General features: G+C 55.9%; 17 protein-coding genes and 1 tRNA gene. 12 read left to right on the forward strand and 6 right to left on the reverse strand.

Annotated features, from left to right (window positions below; genetic code table 11):
• Positions 1-37 precede the first annotated feature (37 nt).
• The gene (locus F7C38_06280) at positions 38-433 is read left to right on the forward strand and encodes a RidA family protein (GenBank protein MCE4601156.1); all 396 of its coding nucleotides are present in this window, start codon (positions 38-40) and stop codon (positions 431-433) included.
• 12 nt (positions 434-445) lie between these two features.
• Positions 446-1,675: a threonine ammonia-lyase gene (gene ilvA / locus F7C38_06285; protein ID MCE4601157.1), complete on the forward strand. Its 1,230-nt coding sequence runs from the start codon at positions 446-448 to the stop codon at positions 1,673-1,675.
• On the opposite strand, the gene F7C38_06290 is transcribed toward ilvA, so the two are convergent.
• A complete protein-coding gene (locus tag F7C38_06290; GenBank protein ID MCE4601158.1) occupies positions 1,672-3,327 on the reverse strand; it encodes an acyl CoA:acetate/3-ketoacid CoA transferase in 1,656 nt (551 codons plus the stop codon). The genes ilvA and F7C38_06290 overlap by 4 nt on opposite strands.
• A gap of 192 nt (positions 3,328-3,519) precedes the next feature.
• Here F7C38_06290 and F7C38_06295 point away from each other — a divergent pair, with 192 nt between their 5' ends.
• The 5 genes from F7C38_06295 to F7C38_06315 all read left to right on the forward strand — a co-directional run bounded on the left by F7C38_06295 (position 3,520) and on the right by F7C38_06315 (position 8,054).
• Positions 3,520-3,765, forward strand: coding sequence for a hypothetical protein (locus F7C38_06295; GenBank protein MCE4601159.1), 246 nt, complete (start codon positions 3,520-3,522; stop codon positions 3,763-3,765).
• Positions 3,766-3,830: 65 nt separating this feature from the next.
• Entirely contained in the window at positions 3,831-4,730 is a 900-nt protein-coding gene (locus tag F7C38_06300; protein MCE4601160.1) for an alpha/beta hydrolase, read from the forward strand.
• Between the two features lie 33 nt (positions 4,731-4,763).
• Positions 4,764-5,693 (forward strand): MBL fold metallo-hydrolase, encoded by a 930-nt coding sequence (locus F7C38_06305; protein MCE4601161.1) that lies wholly within the window; start codon positions 4,764-4,766, stop codon positions 5,691-5,693.
• 36 nt (positions 5,694-5,729) lie between these two features.
• Complete coding sequence (locus F7C38_06310) at positions 5,730-6,638, forward strand: dihydrodipicolinate synthase family protein (GenBank protein ID MCE4601162.1); 909 nt, start codon at positions 5,730-5,732, stop codon at positions 6,636-6,638.
• A 15-nt stretch (positions 6,639-6,653) separates the two neighbouring features.
• Positions 6,654-8,054 (forward strand): hypothetical protein, encoded by a 1,401-nt coding sequence (locus tag F7C38_06315; protein ID MCE4601163.1) that lies wholly within the window; start codon positions 6,654-6,656, stop codon positions 8,052-8,054.
• Here the strand turns inward: F7C38_06315 and F7C38_06320 are convergent.
• Positions 8,040-9,839: a hypothetical protein gene (locus F7C38_06320; protein MCE4601164.1), complete on the reverse strand. Its 1,800-nt coding sequence runs from the start codon at positions 9,837-9,839 to the stop codon at positions 8,040-8,042. The two genes, F7C38_06315 and F7C38_06320, sit on opposite strands and share 15 nt — an antisense overlap.
• Positions 9,840-9,970: 131 nt before the next feature.
• On the opposite strand from F7C38_06320, the gene F7C38_06325 reads away from it, so the two are divergent.
• A tRNA-Lys gene (locus tag F7C38_06325) sits at positions 9,971-10,085 on the forward strand.
• An 82-nt stretch (positions 10,086-10,167) separates the two neighbouring features.
• Positions 10,168-10,947: a metallophosphoesterase gene (locus tag F7C38_06330; GenBank protein ID MCE4601165.1), complete on the forward strand. Its 780-nt coding sequence runs from the start codon at positions 10,168-10,170 to the stop codon at positions 10,945-10,947.
• Positions 10,948-11,089: 142 nt separating this feature from the next.
• Here F7C38_06330 and F7C38_06335 read toward each other — a convergent pair whose 3' ends face one another.
• Positions 11,090-11,677 (reverse strand): TATA-box-binding protein, encoded by a 588-nt coding sequence (locus F7C38_06335; GenBank protein MCE4601166.1) that lies wholly within the window; start codon positions 11,675-11,677, stop codon positions 11,090-11,092.
• An 88-nt stretch (positions 11,678-11,765) separates the two neighbouring features.
• On the opposite strand from F7C38_06335, the gene F7C38_06340 reads away from it, so the two are divergent.
• On the forward strand, positions 11,766-12,353 hold the full coding sequence (locus F7C38_06340; protein MCE4601167.1) for a hypothetical protein: 588 nt from the start codon (positions 11,766-11,768) through the stop codon (positions 12,351-12,353).
• On the opposite strand, the gene F7C38_06345 is transcribed toward F7C38_06340, so the two are convergent.
• From F7C38_06345 to F7C38_06355, 3 genes are all read right to left on the reverse strand, one after another.
• Positions 12,331-13,680: a TldD/PmbA family protein gene (locus F7C38_06345; protein ID MCE4601168.1), complete on the reverse strand. Its 1,350-nt coding sequence runs from the start codon at positions 13,678-13,680 to the stop codon at positions 12,331-12,333. The genes F7C38_06340 and F7C38_06345 overlap by 23 nt on opposite strands.
• Before the next feature lie 5 nt (positions 13,681-13,685).
• Positions 13,686-15,089, reverse strand: a complete 1,404-nt coding sequence (locus F7C38_06350; protein MCE4601169.1) for a TldD/PmbA family protein — start codon at positions 15,087-15,089, stop codon at positions 13,686-13,688.
• A gap of 61 nt (positions 15,090-15,150) precedes the next feature.
• On the reverse strand, positions 15,151-15,771 hold the full coding sequence (locus F7C38_06355; protein MCE4601170.1) for an alpha/beta hydrolase: 621 nt from the start codon (positions 15,769-15,771) through the stop codon (positions 15,151-15,153).
• Positions 15,772-15,803: 32 nt separating this feature from the next.
• Here F7C38_06355 and F7C38_06360 point away from each other — a divergent pair, with 32 nt between their 5' ends.
• Together F7C38_06360 and F7C38_06365 are read left to right on the forward strand one after the other, a co-directional pair.
• Positions 15,804-16,142, forward strand: coding sequence for a hypothetical protein (locus F7C38_06360; GenBank protein ID MCE4601171.1), 339 nt, complete (start codon positions 15,804-15,806; stop codon positions 16,140-16,142).
• Between the two features lie 114 nt (positions 16,143-16,256).
• Positions 16,257-17,339 (forward strand): hydroxymethylglutaryl-CoA synthase, encoded by a 1,083-nt coding sequence (locus F7C38_06365; GenBank protein MCE4601172.1) that lies wholly within the window; start codon positions 16,257-16,259, stop codon positions 17,337-17,339.
• Positions 17,340-17,344: the final 5 nt, after the last annotated feature.

A 17,344-nucleotide genomic window follows, 5' to 3' on the forward strand; every position in this document is an offset into this window, starting at 1 on the left:
TAAACACCAATAGTAGACATCATAGGTGGCATCCTCCTTGGAGGAGAACAGTAGAATAGAGGGTATCTTCACCGACAAGGCTCCCAGGCCCGTTGGACCTTATAGCCAAGCGGTGAAAGCCGGGTGCTTCATATTCATATCTGGCCAGATCCCCATCGACCCCTCGACGGGAGAGTTGATCAAGGAAGACTTCCAGAGAGCCGTGCATAGGGTTCTAGATAACCTTAAGGCGATAGTAGAGGCTTCCGGGGCCTCGCTAGATAACGTGGTAAAGGTCACCGTATATCTCCGCGACATTACGAGATTCCCCGAGTTCAACAAGATATACTCCGAGTACTTTACAGGGGTGAAACCCGCTAGGGTAGTCGTAGGAGTGAAGGACCTACCCCTGGACTCCGACCTAGAGATAGAAGCCATAGCATACGTCTGCTGAGGTAGGCGAGAATTGGGAGACGCTACCGGGCTAATACACGATATCGCCAGGCGCAGTAGAGAGGCCAGCGAGGTAATAAGAGAGTATATACACGTGACCCCCCTCGAAGAATCGACCACATTCTCTAAAATGGCCGAAGCAAGGGTACTCTTGAAATACGAGAACCTACAGAAGACTGGCGCTTTCAAAGCAAGAGGAGCACTCTACAAGGTTTACAAGATAAAAGACGAGTACAACGGAGTTGTAGCGGCTAGCGCCGGCAACCATGCACAGGGAGTCGCATACGCGGGGCGCATATTCAACCTCAAAACCATAATTGTCATGCCAGAGGGGGCGAGTATATCCAAGATAGAGGCAACCAAGAACTATGGAGCGGAGGTAATACTAGCTGGGCGCGTCTATGACGAGACGCTTAAGGTCGCCAAGAAGATAGCCGAAGAGAAGGGATACGCCCTAATCCATGCATTCGACGATCCCGACATAATAGCGGGCCAAGGGACCATAGCCCTCGAACTCCTAGAACAGATGGACGATTTCGAAGCCGTGGTAGCTCCTATAGGGGGAGGCGGACTAATCTCAGGGCTCGCATCCGTCCTAAAGACATACAAGCGCGATATCAGCGTTTACGGAGTCGAGCCGTCCGCGGCGCCTAAAACCCTCTACTCGCTAAAGGAGGGCAGGCCAGTCACCATAGAGCCCAAGCCTACGATAGCCGACGGTTTGGTAGTGAAGAGGCTCGGGACAATAACCTTCCAGATTATACGGGAGGCCGTGGACGGGGTGACCCTAGTCGAGGAGGACGAGCTAGCCCACACCATATACCTTCTCCTGGAGCGGGGCAAGGTCCTAGCAGAGGGTGCTGGAGCCGCCGCTCTAGCAGCGATGATACATGGGAAGATCCCCGCTGTGAGGAATAGGAAGTCAATAGCAGTTGTGAGCGGTGGTAACATCGACTTGACCCACATATACAGGATAACCCTGAGGGGCTTGGCCAAGGCTGGCAGGCTAGCCAAGATAACTGGTTTCGTGCCAGACGCTCCGGGCCAGTTGAAGACAGTCCTCGAAGTCATTGCATCGCATCGCGGGAACGTTATAGGGATCTTCCATGATAGGACGAGCCAGAATATACCGGCTTGGTCTGCCCTAGTCTCTATAACAGTCGAGGTCCCAGGCAGGGACGCTATTAAGCTGATAATCGACGAGTTAAGGAGGAGTGGCTATGAGTTCTGGTTGAGCGACTAGGCCTTGAGGCTCTCCCTGACCTCCCTTTCTATGCCCATTCTACCCTTGCTGAATATCCTTCTATCCATATACCTCAAATCCTTTGATATGACTGGCTCGAACTCCATTCTCCCAATTACATCCCTCTCCAAGTCGACTCCTGGGGCTACCTCTACAAGCTCCAGTCCCTTGTGGGTTAGCTTGAACACCGCTCTCTCCGTAATGTAGAGGTGTTCCCTGCCCTGTTCGACGGCCTCACAGGGACAGTAGAGGGTCTTGTAGAGTTTTTTGACGAATTTGCTAATGGGGCCGTCCTCTATTATCTTCAAACCGTCCTCTCCGACTTGTATATTCTGCTTGCCAGCGGTAAAGCGCCCCGCGAAGTATATTCTGGGGGCGCCCATGCTTATGCATGGGAACCCGCCTGGACCGGTTAGCCTACCCGGCAATATGCTTGCATTTACGTGTCCCTGTTGGTTCACCTGTAGGAATCCTAGGCTGGCTGCATCTATGATTCCTCCCTCGTAGAAGACGAATTGCTCGCTTAACGGGATTATCGCCCTGGGGCTAATGGCCACTCCGAAGTCCTGGCCGTGTAGCGGTATACCGCCCCAGGGCCCGGACTCGACCGTCGGGATGATTAGGTCGGATATATTCTCCTCGGCGGCTAGCGTGCTAACCAGGCTCGGAATCCCCACCCCTAGATTCACAACTATGTACGAGCCGCGTTTCTTCACGAGTTCGACCATCTCCAGGAGTACTCGCCTGGCTATGACCTTCTTGGCGGAGAGGGGTTCGGGCCTGACGTCCAGGTACTCCATGGGAACTGATACCTGGCCGCTTATCCTGGGATCGTACGGGATAGAGGCGCTCTGCCAGTGCCTCTCGGGGGGAGCCCGGACTATATAGTCGACTATGGGTCCTGGGACCACGACTTTCTTCGGCTCTATGGTGCCGCTCCTAACCGGGTATAGTATCTGTGCGATGACTATGCCCCGGCGGCCCTTGGCCTTGGCAGACTGGGCTATCTGCAGTACTGGGCCCACCACTCCCTCCTCGTCTAGGCTGATATTCCCTTGCTCGTCAGCCCTACTACCCCGGATTAATGCTACCGTGGGTAGCGGCGCCTTGTACATAAGATATTCCTCGTCGTCAACGACTATGACTTCGGTCCTAGCGGTCATCCTCTCTTTGGCCAAGTCGTTGAGGGCCCCGCCATCAAACCGGGGGTCAATGAAGGTTCCAAGGCCAACCCTGGATATGGTGCCTGGCTTTCCCGAGGCCACATCCCTGAACCAACTGGCTAGAACACATATAGGCCATGTATAGGCTTCGAAGAGATTCTTCTCTGCCATAAGCTGTAGCCACTTGCTCCATCCATAGTATGCGACTAGCATGCCTCTAATGAACTCCTGGTGCTCTCCCTCATCCCTGTACAGCTTCTCCGCGACCCAGTCTAGACCCCTCCCAGGCGTGCCCGGAAAGGTGTCGGACACAATGAATAGGTTCCTAGGATGGCCAGTGGTCCTGTAGAGATGATAGAGCCCCTGGATAAGGTACTCCGGGGTTAACGGCATGTTGAAACCGGATATAGCCACGACACTGTCGTCCCGGATATGGCCAAGGGCGTACCAGGCCTCGACGAACTTCACCGTAGCCTTTGGAAGCGTCAAACCCCTCTAAACCCCCATACCAGACCCATGTACCCGGGGAAGAGGTACTTAATCTAATCTACGCAAAACAACATTAACAGACACACATTATCACCGGTAGGAAGCCATTGCAAGAACAGTGAACAGGCTCCCCGGGAAAGAGCCCCAAGATAAATCCTCTGGAAGCCATGAGAATAAATGGGGTGCTAGGACATGGCTTGGCGAGCTTGGAGAAGGCCCTGGCCCCGTGGCTTCTGTAGATACTGGTACATGTGGATGCTCTCCTCCCTGTGGGCCAGCAAAGCTATAGCTCCCCCACCAACGGTGATACCGGCCTACCCACCGATCCCCAGGGAAACCGAGATACAGGCATTGGAGAGCTACAAGAGATTCCTAGAGGAAGAGCTCGAACGCGTAGAGGAGAGGCTGAGACGGCTAAAGGAGCGGGTGGAGCCCTAGAGGCCCCTGGAGACATAGGATTTTATCCCACATAAAACACACTATCCACCAAACAGTGAAGGCCCTTGACCGGTTATGAGAAGCTTGAGGTATGGTTCCCGTGTAGTGGCGTGGACTGCCATGGGATCCTCTACAAGCCCGCCGGGGAGGGACCCTTTCCGGGCCTGGTAATGGGTATGGGTTTCGGCATGGTTAAAGAGGCCCACTCAGACGATTATGGACCCGTGTTCGCTGAGAAGGGCATAGCGGTTCTGGCCTTCGACTACAGGAGGTTCGGGAGGAGCCAAGGAGAGCCTAGACAGGCGCTCTACCCGGAGGATCAGGTGGCAGACTATAGATGCGCGGTGTCCTACATGCAGGACCTAGACTTCATAGACGGGAACAGCATGTGTGTCTGGGGGACGAGCTTCTCGGGGGGACACGTGTTCACGCTACTGGCGTTCCCCCAGCCCGGGGTCAAGTGCGGGATAGCACAAGTGCCGAACGTATACAGCTACAAGACCGCTTTGACCTACTTTGGGAGCCTGGAGCCCGTGATGCTTCTAGCCGAGCAGGGCAGGAAGCCCTGCTGTAGGGGCGAGCCAGCATATATACCAATCGTATCCAGGGAGGGACCCTCAGTCATAATGACGACGGAGGCCTACGAATACTACAGTGAGATCGCCGGGAAGATTCCATGGTTCGAGAACAGGGTGACCCTTGACAGCATAGAGCGCGTACTAGCATATAACCCCGGCGACTACGCGCATCTCATAAACAAGCCCTTCCTCGTCATACTGGCCGAGAGGGATAAGACCACGCCGCCAAGCCTAGCTAGGGAGGTTATAGAGAAGATACCGGGCAAAGTGGACGTAAAATCATACGATGCAGGCCACTTCGACATCTACAAGCCACCGCTCATCCAAGAAATAGCTGGGCTAGAGGCCGAGTGGATCAAGGAAACCCTACTCGGGACCACAGGCTAGCCTGGCATGAGGAGCTCGACGGGGGTGCATGAAGTGCCTGGGTGTGAATGGTGCAGGGTCGAGGAACTAGATACAGGGGTTTACGCCCTGATAGATGTTGATGGTGGATGGTTCCGGAGCAATACTGGGCTAATCGACGCGGGAGACTACACGATAGTGGTGGACACCCAGTATAACGAGCCCAGGGCCAAGGCCGTGAGAAGCATCATTGAGGAGCTAGGGCTCCCTAGGCCGGGCCTCGTGATTAACACGCACCACCACGGAGACCATGCATGGGGGAACCACGTCTTTGAGGCGATATCCATCATGCACGAGCAGGCGGCAAGCCTAGTGGAAGCTCTGAAGGACGTGGCCCCAGACATCTACAAGCCCTTCTTCCCCCAGCTAGACTTCACTGGGTCCAAGTACACTATACCGAACATCGCCGTGGGCGACAGGGTTGTCGTGAACACGCCTAGGGGCAGGTTGATTGTGAGGCATATGGGGCCAGCGCATACGATAGGGGACATAGTGGTAGAGTTGTCGCGGAGCAACATAGTATTCGCTGGGGACCTGGTGTTCAACAAGGTAACGCCGCTAGCCATCGATGGGAGTGTGAAGGAGTGGATCAACGCCCTTGAAGCGCTGAGGCGAGAGTATCGGGGATACACGATCGTCGGAGGCCACGGACCGCTTGCCGGCGAGGACGTGTTAGAGACGCTCATCGCCTACCTCCGACACGTTATGGAAGGGACATCCCACTTCTATAGGCTCGGCGTGAGAGACCCTCTAGAGGTTGCCAAGAGGATTGGAAACGGCCCTATATCGGATTGGAGCGAGGGGGAGAGGATAGTCCTAAACATAGCTAGGGCCTTCATGGACCTCGAAGGCCAGCCCCCGGGCTCCACAGTCGATAACTTGCCGGAGCTAGCCCAGAAGATGATGCTGTACAAAGAGGCTAGGGGATATTCCACACGCCCTTAAACTCAAGGGTCTACACTTGAGGGTTGGTGGAGCTGATTGCGGGGTCATGAGCTGACTAGGATTATAGCGCCGATGGTAACTCCCTACAACGAAGACCTCACGATCGACACGCACGGAGCCGAGGCTCTAGCGTCACGCCTTGCCAGGGAAGGAGTAGGCGTGTTCATAGCAGGCACCACTGGCGAGATGCCGCTGTTAATGCCGGAGGAGAAGAAGAGGCTCTTGGCGGCTGCTAGAAAGGGTGTTGGAGAGCGGGTGCCGTTGCTGGCAGGGTCTGGATGGCCCAACCCGTACCTGGTGCTCCAGGAGGCTAGCGAGCTTGGATCGGCTGGTGCAGACGTCCTCGTGATACCGCCACCTTACTATTATCCGGCTCCAGTGTACGCGATCGAGGGCTTCTACAGGTGGCTCTCAAGGAACCTAGAGACGCCTATACTCGTGTACAACATACCCTCCCACACCGGGATCCACATACCCGTAGACCTTGTAATTTCTCTTGCGGAGGAAGATAACATCATAGGGGTCAAGGCTACAGTAGCCGATGTAAAGTACCAGGCACGCCTCATAGAAGAGGCGAAGAAGGCCTACAGCGGCTTCCACGTGTACTCGGGCTTCGACCAGCTCCTAGCCTATAATATCTTATCTGGGGGAGATGGCGGCATCGTGGCCGGGTCGAACTTGACCCCAAAGCTACACACTGCCCTTGTAGAGGCTCTAGTTGACGGGAGGCTGCGCGAGGCGATGAAACTCCACAGACTCCTCCTCAAGCTGGACTGGGTCCTAGAACCGGCTAGAAGCGTCCAGGGAGGAATAAAGGCTATCCTGGCCTTCGAGGGCCTGCTCGGAAGCGACCTAGTAAGGCCGCCATTGCCCGGTGAAGACGACGTGTCTCGGAGGGAAGTGATTGAGAGGTGGAAGAGTAGCGGCTTGAGAGATTACTTCTAGGAGCTGGGATGCTGTATGCCCGCTGCGGTGGCCGGGATAGATGTCGGTACGAGCAGGATCAAGCTAGACGTCTACCGTGGAGACGAGCTCGTTGAGAGGAGGTCCTGGGCTAACGAGTTCCTCAGGAGCGGGGGAGTGGTTGAGCAGGATCCAGAGCTTGTTAGGGCTAGGGTCCTCGAAGCACTCGACGTTGCCAGGGGGCTTGGGGCCCGGTGTGTAGGCCTCTCCACCTACCGGGGTAGCGTCGTCGTGTGGCGTGCAGGCGGCGGTAAGGTCACTAACGTGGTTACCTGGATGGATAGGAGGAGCCTCGAACTCTACAGGACCCTGCCCCTGAGGGCTAGAGCGGCTTCTAGGCTCCCGGTACTAGGCTCTACTCTCTCGCCGGAGTCCCCTATGGTCAAGCTCCGCATCCTACTGGGCGAGAGGAGGGATCTCCGTGAGGGACTAGCCAGTGGGAGGTTCCGTGCCTGGAATATCGACGCTTACCTTGTAGAGGCATTGACTGGTGGCTACAAGAGTGATCCGTCGAATAAAGCGTTGATGGGTATTGTGCATCCTAGAGACTTGAGGCCTCTCTGGCTGGTGGCCAGGTTACTCGGCCTGCCCAGGATCCCTATCCCCGACACGCTATACCACGACGAGGTCGTGGAAGCTGGCGGATTCACCCTGGGGGTTGTGATTGGCGATCAGCAGGCTACTAACCATGGCACTGGGTGCCTGGAGCCAGGATGCGTCAGGGTCGGGATGGGGAGCGGGTTGTTCGCCTCGCTGGTAACCGGGCCTCGGCTAGAGTTGTCGCCTGGCAGGGGCCTTGTCCCCCTAGTCATATATAGGGACAGGGCCTCATCCATCTATGGCCTCGAAGGCTATATAACCGGGCTTGGCAGGGCAGTTGAATGGTTCATAGACAACTTCTTCAGAGGGAGCTACAACATCCTAGACGAGGTATCCCGTGAAGCCGGGAGACCACCCGTGGTACTACCCTTCTTCTGGGGGCTACGCTACCCCAGGAGGACTAGTGGCCTAGCCGGAGTGCTCGGGATCGAGCCCCACCACACGCTGAGAGACATCGCCAAGGGTGTGGCCCACTCTATAGCGGCCTCGATAGCTTTCCAGGTAAGACTGCTCTCGCCGGCCAGCCCAGGCAGGGTTAGAGTGGTGGTTACTGGAGGGTTATCCAGGCTCCATGGGCTCGTCTCTCTAACTGCCTCCTACTTGGGACGTAACGTGGAGAGGACTATTGACCCGGATACCGCTGCGCTCGGGGTCGCGGGGATTGCGGCTCGTAACTGTGGCGTTGAGGGACCCTCCCCTGCCGTGACCGAGGTCGTCGACCCGGCTGAGGGGGTTGATATTATTGAGCCTGAGCGCTTCTTTGAGTGGATAGGGTCCCTCGGGTCAGCTAATCCTTAGCTTGACTGATAGCAGTTCCTGGAATATCCTGGAGAGCCTTGTCCCATACTCGGCCTCCCTCTCTGATAGCCCGGTTGACCTGACGATCCTCCACGTCCATTTGAGGGGTTCTAGTGCTTCGCCCGAGGTCTTGGAGCCCTTCCTGGCTAGGACCACGTAGACGAGCTTGCTCATGGCCCTGCCGAAGACGCCTCTAGCCTCTCCAACGACTGGTAGTACCGATATTATCCCGGCTCCCGCGTCTTCTATCTCAGACAGGATATCCGCTATGAGCGATAGACCCTCTACCGAGGGGCTTGAGATGAAGAGGAGGAGGACCGCGTTATCGGAGCTCTGGGAGAGCGATATCCTGAGGGACCCCACCACGCCCCTCCTATAGGATTCGTGGTCCCTCGTGTCTATCTCAGACCAGTCCAGCGATGCCTCCTCGCCCGCTAGGTGCCTGGCGTGGGCGTAGAAGAGGCTCATATCCCTATACGTGTGGAGGCCGGGATATGGGGGGTCGGTCGCCACTATGTGGTAGCCGTGCCCGGGCTGCCTCACCCTTGAGTCGCCTTCGAAGAACGAGGGCGGCTCGCTGCACTCGTCACCGGCTCCACAGGAGGATGTATAGGAGTTTAGGAGTGATATGAAAGTCCCCCTACCCACGGGGCGTGGATCTCCCCCTGGGGGATACGGCATTCTGTCGTGGGAGAATGGGTTGAGCTCGACGGGGTTACGTGGGACCCAATAGCTTTTGACTACCATGCCTGGGTTGACCTTGGCCATGGGCTGGTAGTAGAGTGCCAGGAGGCTTGTGGAGAGCGAGGCTGTCGCCACCAGCAGCTCGGCTTCCCTGGTACAGGTGGAGGCCCTGTTTAGGAAGTAGCGGTAGGTGGCGTTCTGCCTCCACGTGTATAGCCTGTCGGTTGTCATCCTGTTACGCCTGTATAGCCTGCGGGTCTCTTCCATGAGCGGGATCCGCACACCCCCTATGGAATTAGAGATCCTCTCGGCGATCTTACTAGTCTCTTCCAGGTATCTCCTCCACCTCAATGCCTCTGTCGAGGAGCCGATGAGCGATATCCACCTTCTCCTCTTACCGGGGCCTAGGACCTCGATCGCATATACAATATAGTCCTCGGCCTCTCGGGGAAGGCTCGGAGGGAGGCTGATTACTGGGTCATCGGGCGAGAGGTCTGAGGGGTTAGTCCAGTAGAGGCCGCCGTCATCACCTATAACCAGTGCCTTAACCGGTCTAGACCCCCTTCTCTTGCTCGAAACCCACCTAGGAGCAGTACAGGGGGGGCACCTGGCGAGTAATGCATGTATAATGCACTCTACCCCATTGCACCAGAGGCCCCTTATCGCGGGCCAGGCCTGTTCTAGGGCTCGCTTCAAGCAGGCTGTTTTGGCCATGCAACCGCCCGTGCACAGGTCGGATAGGGCCCTGCTAATGGCAACCGCATACGGGTTCACATCCTGTCCAACGGCCTCGTATCCCAGGCGAGCAGCTTCGAGCGGTATGAGGCCCGAGCCCGAGAAGGGATCTATCAGCTTCGTGCCCAGAGCCCTTTTCCGGACTACTCCAACGGCCTCCGGGCTCCCCCTGGCCGCCTCTATAGCCGTTTCCTCGTCTACCCCAGCTAGCAGAGCCAGGAAGCCCCTCACTAGTATCCTAGGCCTCCTCCCCCACCACTTGAATATAGTCGGCCTCCTATTGGCCTCCGAGGCTAGTATAGCCCTGCTTAGGTCCACGAGGAACCTAGCCGACACCGGACTGCCTTCCAGCCTCCCCGGCTCCAATCAAACCCTTCCCCGTGTTGTCTGTAGAGGGCCTAGATATATGGGGGGTTTAGGTGGCGGTAGCCTATGCGCCAGCCCGCAGATGGAAACCTTTATAGCCAATAACAACGGGTTAGACGAGACTGGCGGATGGGCCCGTAGCTCAGCCTGGTAGAGCGGCGGGCTCTTAGCAGTGGAGGGGGTCCCTCCCTCACTAGTGGGGGAGACACCCGTAGGTCCCGGGTTCAAATCCCGGCGGGCCCGCCACAGTAGACTAGGGCTCCTAGCCCCTCCATATCCACTAGATAATTACCCTCTAGGATACAATGGAGTTACCCTGGGGTTTGTTTTGCTGGATAGTGGTTTGGAGAGGCTAGGTGGTGCTGGCGAGAAGGGGGTCTTGCTGGTTAGAGGCTACCCTGCAGTATACGTCGAGTGGCTAGACATGTTCGTGATTGCTGATTTACACCTGGGCTTCGAAGAGGCTATGGCTTCTACCGGGGTGTTCTTACCGCGCGTGCAGTTGAGGAACGCCATACGCCTACTCGAAAGCCTCTCAACGGTTAAGCCCGGGGCCCGGCTCGCCGTGGCCGGGGATATGAAGCACGCCTTCCATACCCTGACTAGGCAGGAGCGTATAGAGCTCGTCAAGTTCGTTAGGAGTGTTGAGAGCCTTGGCTTCAGGGAGCTGGTGGTCGTCAGGGGCAATCACGATAATTATGTTAAGAACGTGCTGGCGCCCCTCGGTGTCGAAGTCGTCGAGCCCCTACTGGACCTGGGTAGGGGGGTAATCGTAGCCCACGGCCATAAGAGGATCGACCAGGACTACGAGCTAGTCATAATGGGCCACGAGCATCCAGCGATAACAGTATCGGTTGGCGGGGGTAGATCTAAGTTCCCGGTCTTCCTAATGGTGCCCTTGGAGGGCGGGGGCCAGGCGCTGGTACTGCCTCCGTCCGGAAGCTATCAGGTCGGTAATGTCGTCTCAACGGATAGATCCTCGTATCTCAGCCCGGTTATAAGGGAAAGGGGTGTTGTGAAAGACGCGGTGCCCGTTATTGTCGATGAGGAGACTGGTCTCATGCCCCTTGTAAGGCTGTCACTGTTGGAGGAGCTCTTTCTGGCCTAGCGGGTCCCTCAGCGCTCAGCACTGCTCCTCATTGCACTCCCACGGCTCGGTATTCCCGGCCTATAGTTCATTGGGACCGTAGCGTGTCTCGTTGCGGCCTGTATCTATTGTTAAGGAGTCTCCATGGATAAAGCTTTGGGGTCTAATCGGCTGGCCCCAGTATGCATCCAGCCTCCTTCAGGGTCTTGTATATGTTCTCGACTGCACGCTTCACGTCTTCCTCCTTCTTAGCACCGGTTATGACCATCTTTCCACTACTGAATATCAACAGTACGACTCTGGGGTCGTTCATCCTGTAGATTAGGCCTGGGAACTGTTCGGGCTCGTACATGCTTCTTTCGAGGACGAATGCGGCCTTGTCGAGATCAATGTAGACGTGTAGGTTCGCGCTGGCCACTATGTTCTGTATCTGGAGCCTGGGCTTCCCGACGATCTCTATCCCCGAGTCTCTGAGGCTCTTGATGATCTTCTTGACGGCTAGCACGAGCTCCGATATGCTCTTGGCCCCCGTCACAACCATTTTACCCGACTTGAATATAAGAGCCGTCACTTTTGGAGTGCCTAGCCTATAGACTAGGCCTGGGAAGGTGTCTGGATTGTAGTCTACGTCTGGTATACGGGCTTCTATTAGGTTTAGATCGAGGTTCTGGTCTAGGATCACCGTGGCGACTATGTTCTCGATCTTGGATTCTGGTTTAGGAAGAGCTTCTCCTCTTACCTTCTCGCTCAATACCGGCACCTCCTTTTAAACTGTGACGGCGAGATATTTAAAAGGCGTATTGACTCCGCGTATAAATTCCCCTGACCGGGTAGGGATGGTGAGCGTCACTATAAAACCTCGCAGAGACAAGGATATATCCTATATGGGCGGTGGCATGAAGAAGCGAGCAGCCAAGGACGCTGGGGCGAGTGAAGAGCCTAGTCTCACACCGACCACCGCCCATAGACTCGCGGTACAAGGCACCATTATCTTGATAGACATAGACGCCATGGAAGAGGTTATGATGGAACGCGGCTGGAACGAATACAAGCCCAACGAGGCGACAGGGCTCCTTTCGAACCTGGTTGAGGATCTAGTGCGTAGGCGCCATGCAGTCGTGATACATGGTCTCGACTGGGAGAGAGGCACAGAGGAGGCCCTACTAGAACTCCCGGTTACAAGACCCGAGGAGATTGAGAATGACCTAGTGGAGATAGCTAAGCTCATGTGTAGCCAGGCCGGTGTCAGTGTGACTATAGTAGCCGTCGAGGGTCCCGTGGGCTTGAAACCTGTTGACAGGAAGCGCGTATACACGGGGTCGCGTGGCTATGCTAAGAGGCTTTTGGAGGCTCTTAAGCGTAGGGGAGGGGGTGTCGTCTATGTCGGGGGGAGGGTGGTTTACGTTAGCCCTTGCCGGAGAAGGTGACCTCCCTTGAGTGGAGTGCTGATGTGCACACGCCTCCCCGACACTCGGGCTCTCCACCCGCGTTGACGAACCTCGGTCCGAGCACCTCGTATATGTTGTCTGTTAGGACTAGGCCCTTTACGGGCCTCTCTATAGATCCTTTGGACACTAGGAAGCCGAAGCTTATCGTAGCGTTTATCTGGCCGTTAACTGGGTTCGACATCCACGAGCCGATGGTCCTTACCACTAGTATCCCGGTTTCTATCTCGGCTAGTAGATCATCAATGCTCCTTACACGGTCTTTCACTTTGACGACTAGGTTTGCGGGTGCTGGTGTCGGAGTGGACCATGGCATCCTCCTCGACGCGTTCCCGGTGGAGCTCTTTCCCTCTCTTGAAGCGGCGTAGTAGTCATATAGGAATGTTTTGAAGACGCCGTCCTCGAACACGGCTTTCCTAGATGTGGGGTGACCCTCGTCGTCCCACGTGGCAGAGCCCGGCTCCCATGGTAGGAAGGGGTCGTCGATAATCGATATCCCCTTATCGAGCACCTGGACCCCCAACCTATCCTTTAGAGGACTCCTACCCTTCTGGGCCTGTTCCGCTGAGATAGCTGGCGATATCAATGTAGCTATTATACTACTGGCCTCGTCGGGTGTTAGGACTAGGTCTCCTCTGATAGTCTCTATAGGCCTGGCCTTGACGGCCTCTGACACCATCTTGAGTGCGTTCAGCGTAGTCGTCTCGACACGGTCCGGCTCTAGCCTTGCCTTGGTGAAGTAGTCGTAGAAGGTGCCCTCCCCCTCGGATCCCGTTTTCTTCAGCTCGATGCCATAGCTGAAGAACGATCTCCTCCCCTCAACGATGCCTCCGCCGGTGTTAGTATATGTAGCCTCCACGATACCGGCTTCTACTCCAGCCTCGGAGGCGACCACGTTCTCTTCAGCCTTCACGATCTTCAACTGGCCGAGGAGTAGCTCTACTAGGTCTTCCGAGGAGAGGCTGGCCGTTGGCTCGTCGAAGACATCCAGCTTATACTGCGCTGCGCCGACGTTTGGGTTGAATCCAGGCCAGTTGGGGTCCTCTGGCGCGGTCCTGGCTATCTTTATAGCCTCCTCTATAATTTTCTCCGCGTCGCTCTCGGATGCGGCGACTCCTCCTGCGGCTCCTACTTTCTTGCCGATCGCTGTCCTCACGCCTATACGCGTTACCTCGTCCATTGATGCCTGTTCCAGCTCGCTACGCCGGGCTTCCACGGATACGGACTTGCTGCGTACTATGTAGATCTCTGCCTCTGAGGCGCCGAGCCTCTTGGCAAGCGAGAGTAGCTTTTCCACGTCTACATGCATTGTCTTCACCTCCCTCCTACCACTATACCCTTAACCCTGACGTGGGGGCCACCTGTTCCTACGCGGACTAGCTGTCCTCCCTTTCCACAACCACCGAATACGCTGGTTTCGACCTCGAAGTCCCTCCCTACGGCGTCGATCCTCGATAGGACCTCTAGTATCTGGCCCGTGAGGCTGACCCCCCTGAGGGGCTTAGAGAGCTTTCCCTTCTCGATTAGCCACGAGACTCCTACGCTGAATGTGAAGGTTCCCATGCCGGGGTCCACCTGGCCTCCTTTAGCCCCCTTAGCGGTCGTGTATATGCCGTAGTCTATGTCTTCTATCAACTCCTCGAACGAGTAGTCGCCTGGCTCCATATAGTAGTTGGTTTGCCTCACGATCACGGGGTTCGAGTAGTACATGACTCTCCCGTTGCCGGTCGGTTTAAGGCCTAACTTGTAGGCGTTCACTCTATCGGCTAGGAGCCCCTTGAGCACGCCATTCTCGACGACCATAACCTTCTCTTTCTCAACACCTTCATCGTCGTACGGGACATAGTATCCGCCCGGTACCAGGCCGTCATCGTATATAGTCACCTTCTCCGAGCCTATCCTCGATCCAAGCCTCCCCTCAAGAACGCTAGACCCGCTGGCCACCAGGTCGCCCTCGCTCGCGTGGCCTAACGCCTCGTGGAGGAGTAAGCCGACTACCCTGGGCTCCAATACGGCCTCGTATTCTCCGCCTTTTGGGACGTCGGCGTTTGATGCTACGACGGCTAGCGTTGACGTCTCTCTAGCCATCTCCTCCCAGTCCATGGATCTTATGAATTCGAAGCCTGCCACCCTGGATTCGTAGTCCGACGCGTATTCCAGGCCTTTCTCTCCCTTGGCTATCGATGCCTGTGATATGCCGGTCATGACTGTCTCTACATCGACGTGCGTGCCCTCGCTAGATAATACTATCCTTCTATCCCGTTGCACTCCAAGCCTCGTAACGGCCGACACCACGCCTTTGACCTCCATCGCCACCTTGTTAGCCGTCTCCGCTATCTCAAGCTTCTCCAAGTCAACAGTGAATGGGTCGACTATGTAGCTTGAACGGGCCTTGGCCTGCACGGCCTTATAATCTGCTAGCCGCACTTTCTCCTCCACGTTGTTTGATAGCGACCTGGCCGCCCTTACGGTCTCCTCTACAGTCTCAATGATCGATTCCCTTGATAGCCTCGCCGTGGAGCCGTAGGCCACTGCGCCCTTGTAGATTACCCTGAATCCCAGGCCCTTACGTGCGGTGTAGGTGTGTTCTTTAAGTAAACCATTATCATATACTATCAACTCGTAATCGTAGGATTGGAGTCTTGCATCAACGAACTCGGCCCCGAGGGTTTCGGCCTTCTTAAACGCTTCTAGGATATAGTCGATTACCTCATCCAACATTATCCCCGCTACCTCTCCCGTTGGAAACCGGGCTATTTAATCTAAGGCGCTGGAGGCGTTATCCATTATTGACAAGGGATCTATAGAATCCTTCGACGTCGCTGGCGAATCTCTCCGGGTCGCTTAGATACATCGCATGACCCGCTCCTTCGTAGACCACCAGGCGAGCCCTTAGCTTTTCGGCTAGCTTCCTATGTATGCGTAGGGGTATGAAGTCGCGGGCTCCACGTAGTATGACCACTGGGCTCCTTATCAATTTGATATACTCCCATATCTCCTCGTCGTCCTTTACCGCTGGCGACGCGAGGAGTAGGCCCTTGACAGGGTATCGAGCCGCGTAGTAGAGAGCTACCCGTCCCCCAATACTAGCGCCGACTATAATGGGTGGTCTCCTACCCGGCACGATATTCGAGACCTCTCTCACGGCTTTTACGTTAACGTCTATGTTCCTCGTCCTCTTAGTACAGGCTGTCTTCCTCCCATACGGCATGTCTGGCATGAGAGAGGGAATCCCCTTTGCGTCTAGTATCCCGGCTATCCCCGTCTCTATCCAGACTCTCCTGTTGAAGTTGAAGCCGTGTAGGAGGATTACGGGGAGTTCCGCCCTCCTCACGTTTTCATTGTAGGTTACTGGGCATTCTATACTGCCGACTCCATACAGTGCCTCTTTAAGCTTCATCCTTAACGCACCTCTTATAGGTGGGCCCGGGTATGCCGATATTGGTGGCTCTCTTTAGGCTGGCTACATTACTACTGGTTATCGGGTATGTGGCGATAAACTTTCTCGCAGACTTGCCCCTCTTCCTCATAGCGGAGAACCTCATATACGCTGTAGTCTACGCTGGACTCCTATATCTTTCAGCAACGGGAAATGGATACGCCTATTGCCTAATATCAGCTGTAGCAATGTTTAACGCTGGAAGAGTGTCTAGGAGCGTTGTGACGCCTGAGGGCGGCCTTGCCGAGTTGGCCGTCGAGCACATACCGCTCTTGGCGCTAATTCTGTTCGTGGGGCTATTGGCTCTATACCTAGGCCTGAGCAAGACTTAGTCCCTGAGGAGTCCACGAGGTTTAGACTATTGTCTAAATTAGTATCGTCGATTGGCTTAACGCTTTTAATGGGACCAGGGGCATAGAAGAGGAGTGAAACAGTGGGGATCAACGATGAACTTCGACATTCAAAGAGAATATCATGGAGGAGCCGGGATACATGGCTGGGGAGGCTACATCCCAAGATACAGACTCCCGGTAGATAAGATAGCCGAGACCTGGGGTTGGCCTCCTCAACAGTACAAGGGCTTGAACGTGAGCCACAAGTCAGTCGACGGCCCAGACGAGGACTCTACGACCATGGGCTTCGAAGCGGCATACAACGCATTACTGAGGGCCCGGATAGATCCCTCGCTCATCGGAGCAGTATTCTTCGGCAGCGAGTCGAAGGTTTATGCCGTAAAACCCTCTGCAACCCTGATAGCAGAGATGATCGGGGCCACGCCAGCTACAATGGCCAGCGACCTGGAATTCGCCTGCAGAGCTGGTAGCGAGGGCCTTAAAGCCTCGCTGGGACTAGTCTCCTCCGGCATAGTGAAATACGCCCTAGCCGTGGGCAGCGATACCGCCCAGGCGGAGCCTGGGGATGTACTCGAATTCACAGCCTCAAGCGGGGCAGCCGCCTTCATCGTCGGCCCGAGCGAGGGGTCAGCGGCAGTCGTCGAGGCGACCTATACCTATGTAACCGACACCCCGGACTTCTGGAGGAGAGCCGAGAAACCCTATCCGAGGCATGGAGAGGGCTTCACAGGTGAGCCAGCCTACTTCCACCATATAATAAACGCCGTCAAGGGCCTCTTCGAGAAGACAGGGCTTAAGCCAGAGGACTTCGACTACGCGATATTCCACCAGCCTAATGGAAAGTTCCCCCTTAGGGTGGGAAAGCGCCTCGGGTTCACAGATAAACAACTGGAGAGGGGGCTTGTGACTCCCTTCATCGGGAATACCTATAACGCGAGTGCGTTGCTAGGCCTCGCCAGGGTCCTGGATGTGGCCAAGCCTGGCCAGAGGATCCTGGTGGCGCCCTTCGGCAGTGGGGCTGGTAGCGATGCCTACAGCATCCTTGTAACCGACGAGATAAGTGAGAGGCAGGGGCTAGCGCCTGGGATCGATGACTACCTCAAGAGGAGTAAGGAGGTCGACTACGCAACCTACACCAGGTATAGGAGGATACTTGTGATGTTGTCCAGGGGGTGATCGTT

The sequence above is a fragment of the Candidatus Thermodiscus eudorianus genome (assembly GCA_015521085.1).
GTDB lineage: Archaea > Thermoproteota > Thermoprotei_A > Sulfolobales > Acidilobaceae > Thermodiscus > Thermodiscus eudorianus.

Bases quoted from the DNA above. Each gene is read 5' to 3' on its own strand.
- F7C38_06295 (MCE4601159.1), top strand. From the start codon at position 3,520: ATGGCTTGGCGAGCTTGGAGAAGGCCCTGGCCCCGTGGCTTCTGTAGA.
- F7C38_06315 (MCE4601163.1), top strand. From the start codon at position 6,654: ATGCCCGCTGCGGTGGCCGGGATAGATGTCGGTACGAGCAGGATCAAG.
- F7C38_06345 (MCE4601168.1), bottom strand. From the start codon at position 13,680: ATGCATGTAGACGTGGAAAAGCTACTCTCGCTTGCCAAGAGGCTCGGC.
- F7C38_06355 (MCE4601170.1), bottom strand. From the start codon at position 15,771: ATGAAGCTTAAAGAGGCACTGTATGGAGTCGGCAGTATAGAATGCCCA.
- F7C38_06360 (MCE4601171.1), top strand. From the start codon at position 15,804: ATGCCGATATTGGTGGCTCTCTTTAGGCTGGCTACATTACTACTGGTT.
- F7C38_06365 (MCE4601172.1), top strand. From the start codon at position 16,257: ATGAACTTCGACATTCAAAGAGAATATCATGGAGGAGCCGGGATACAT.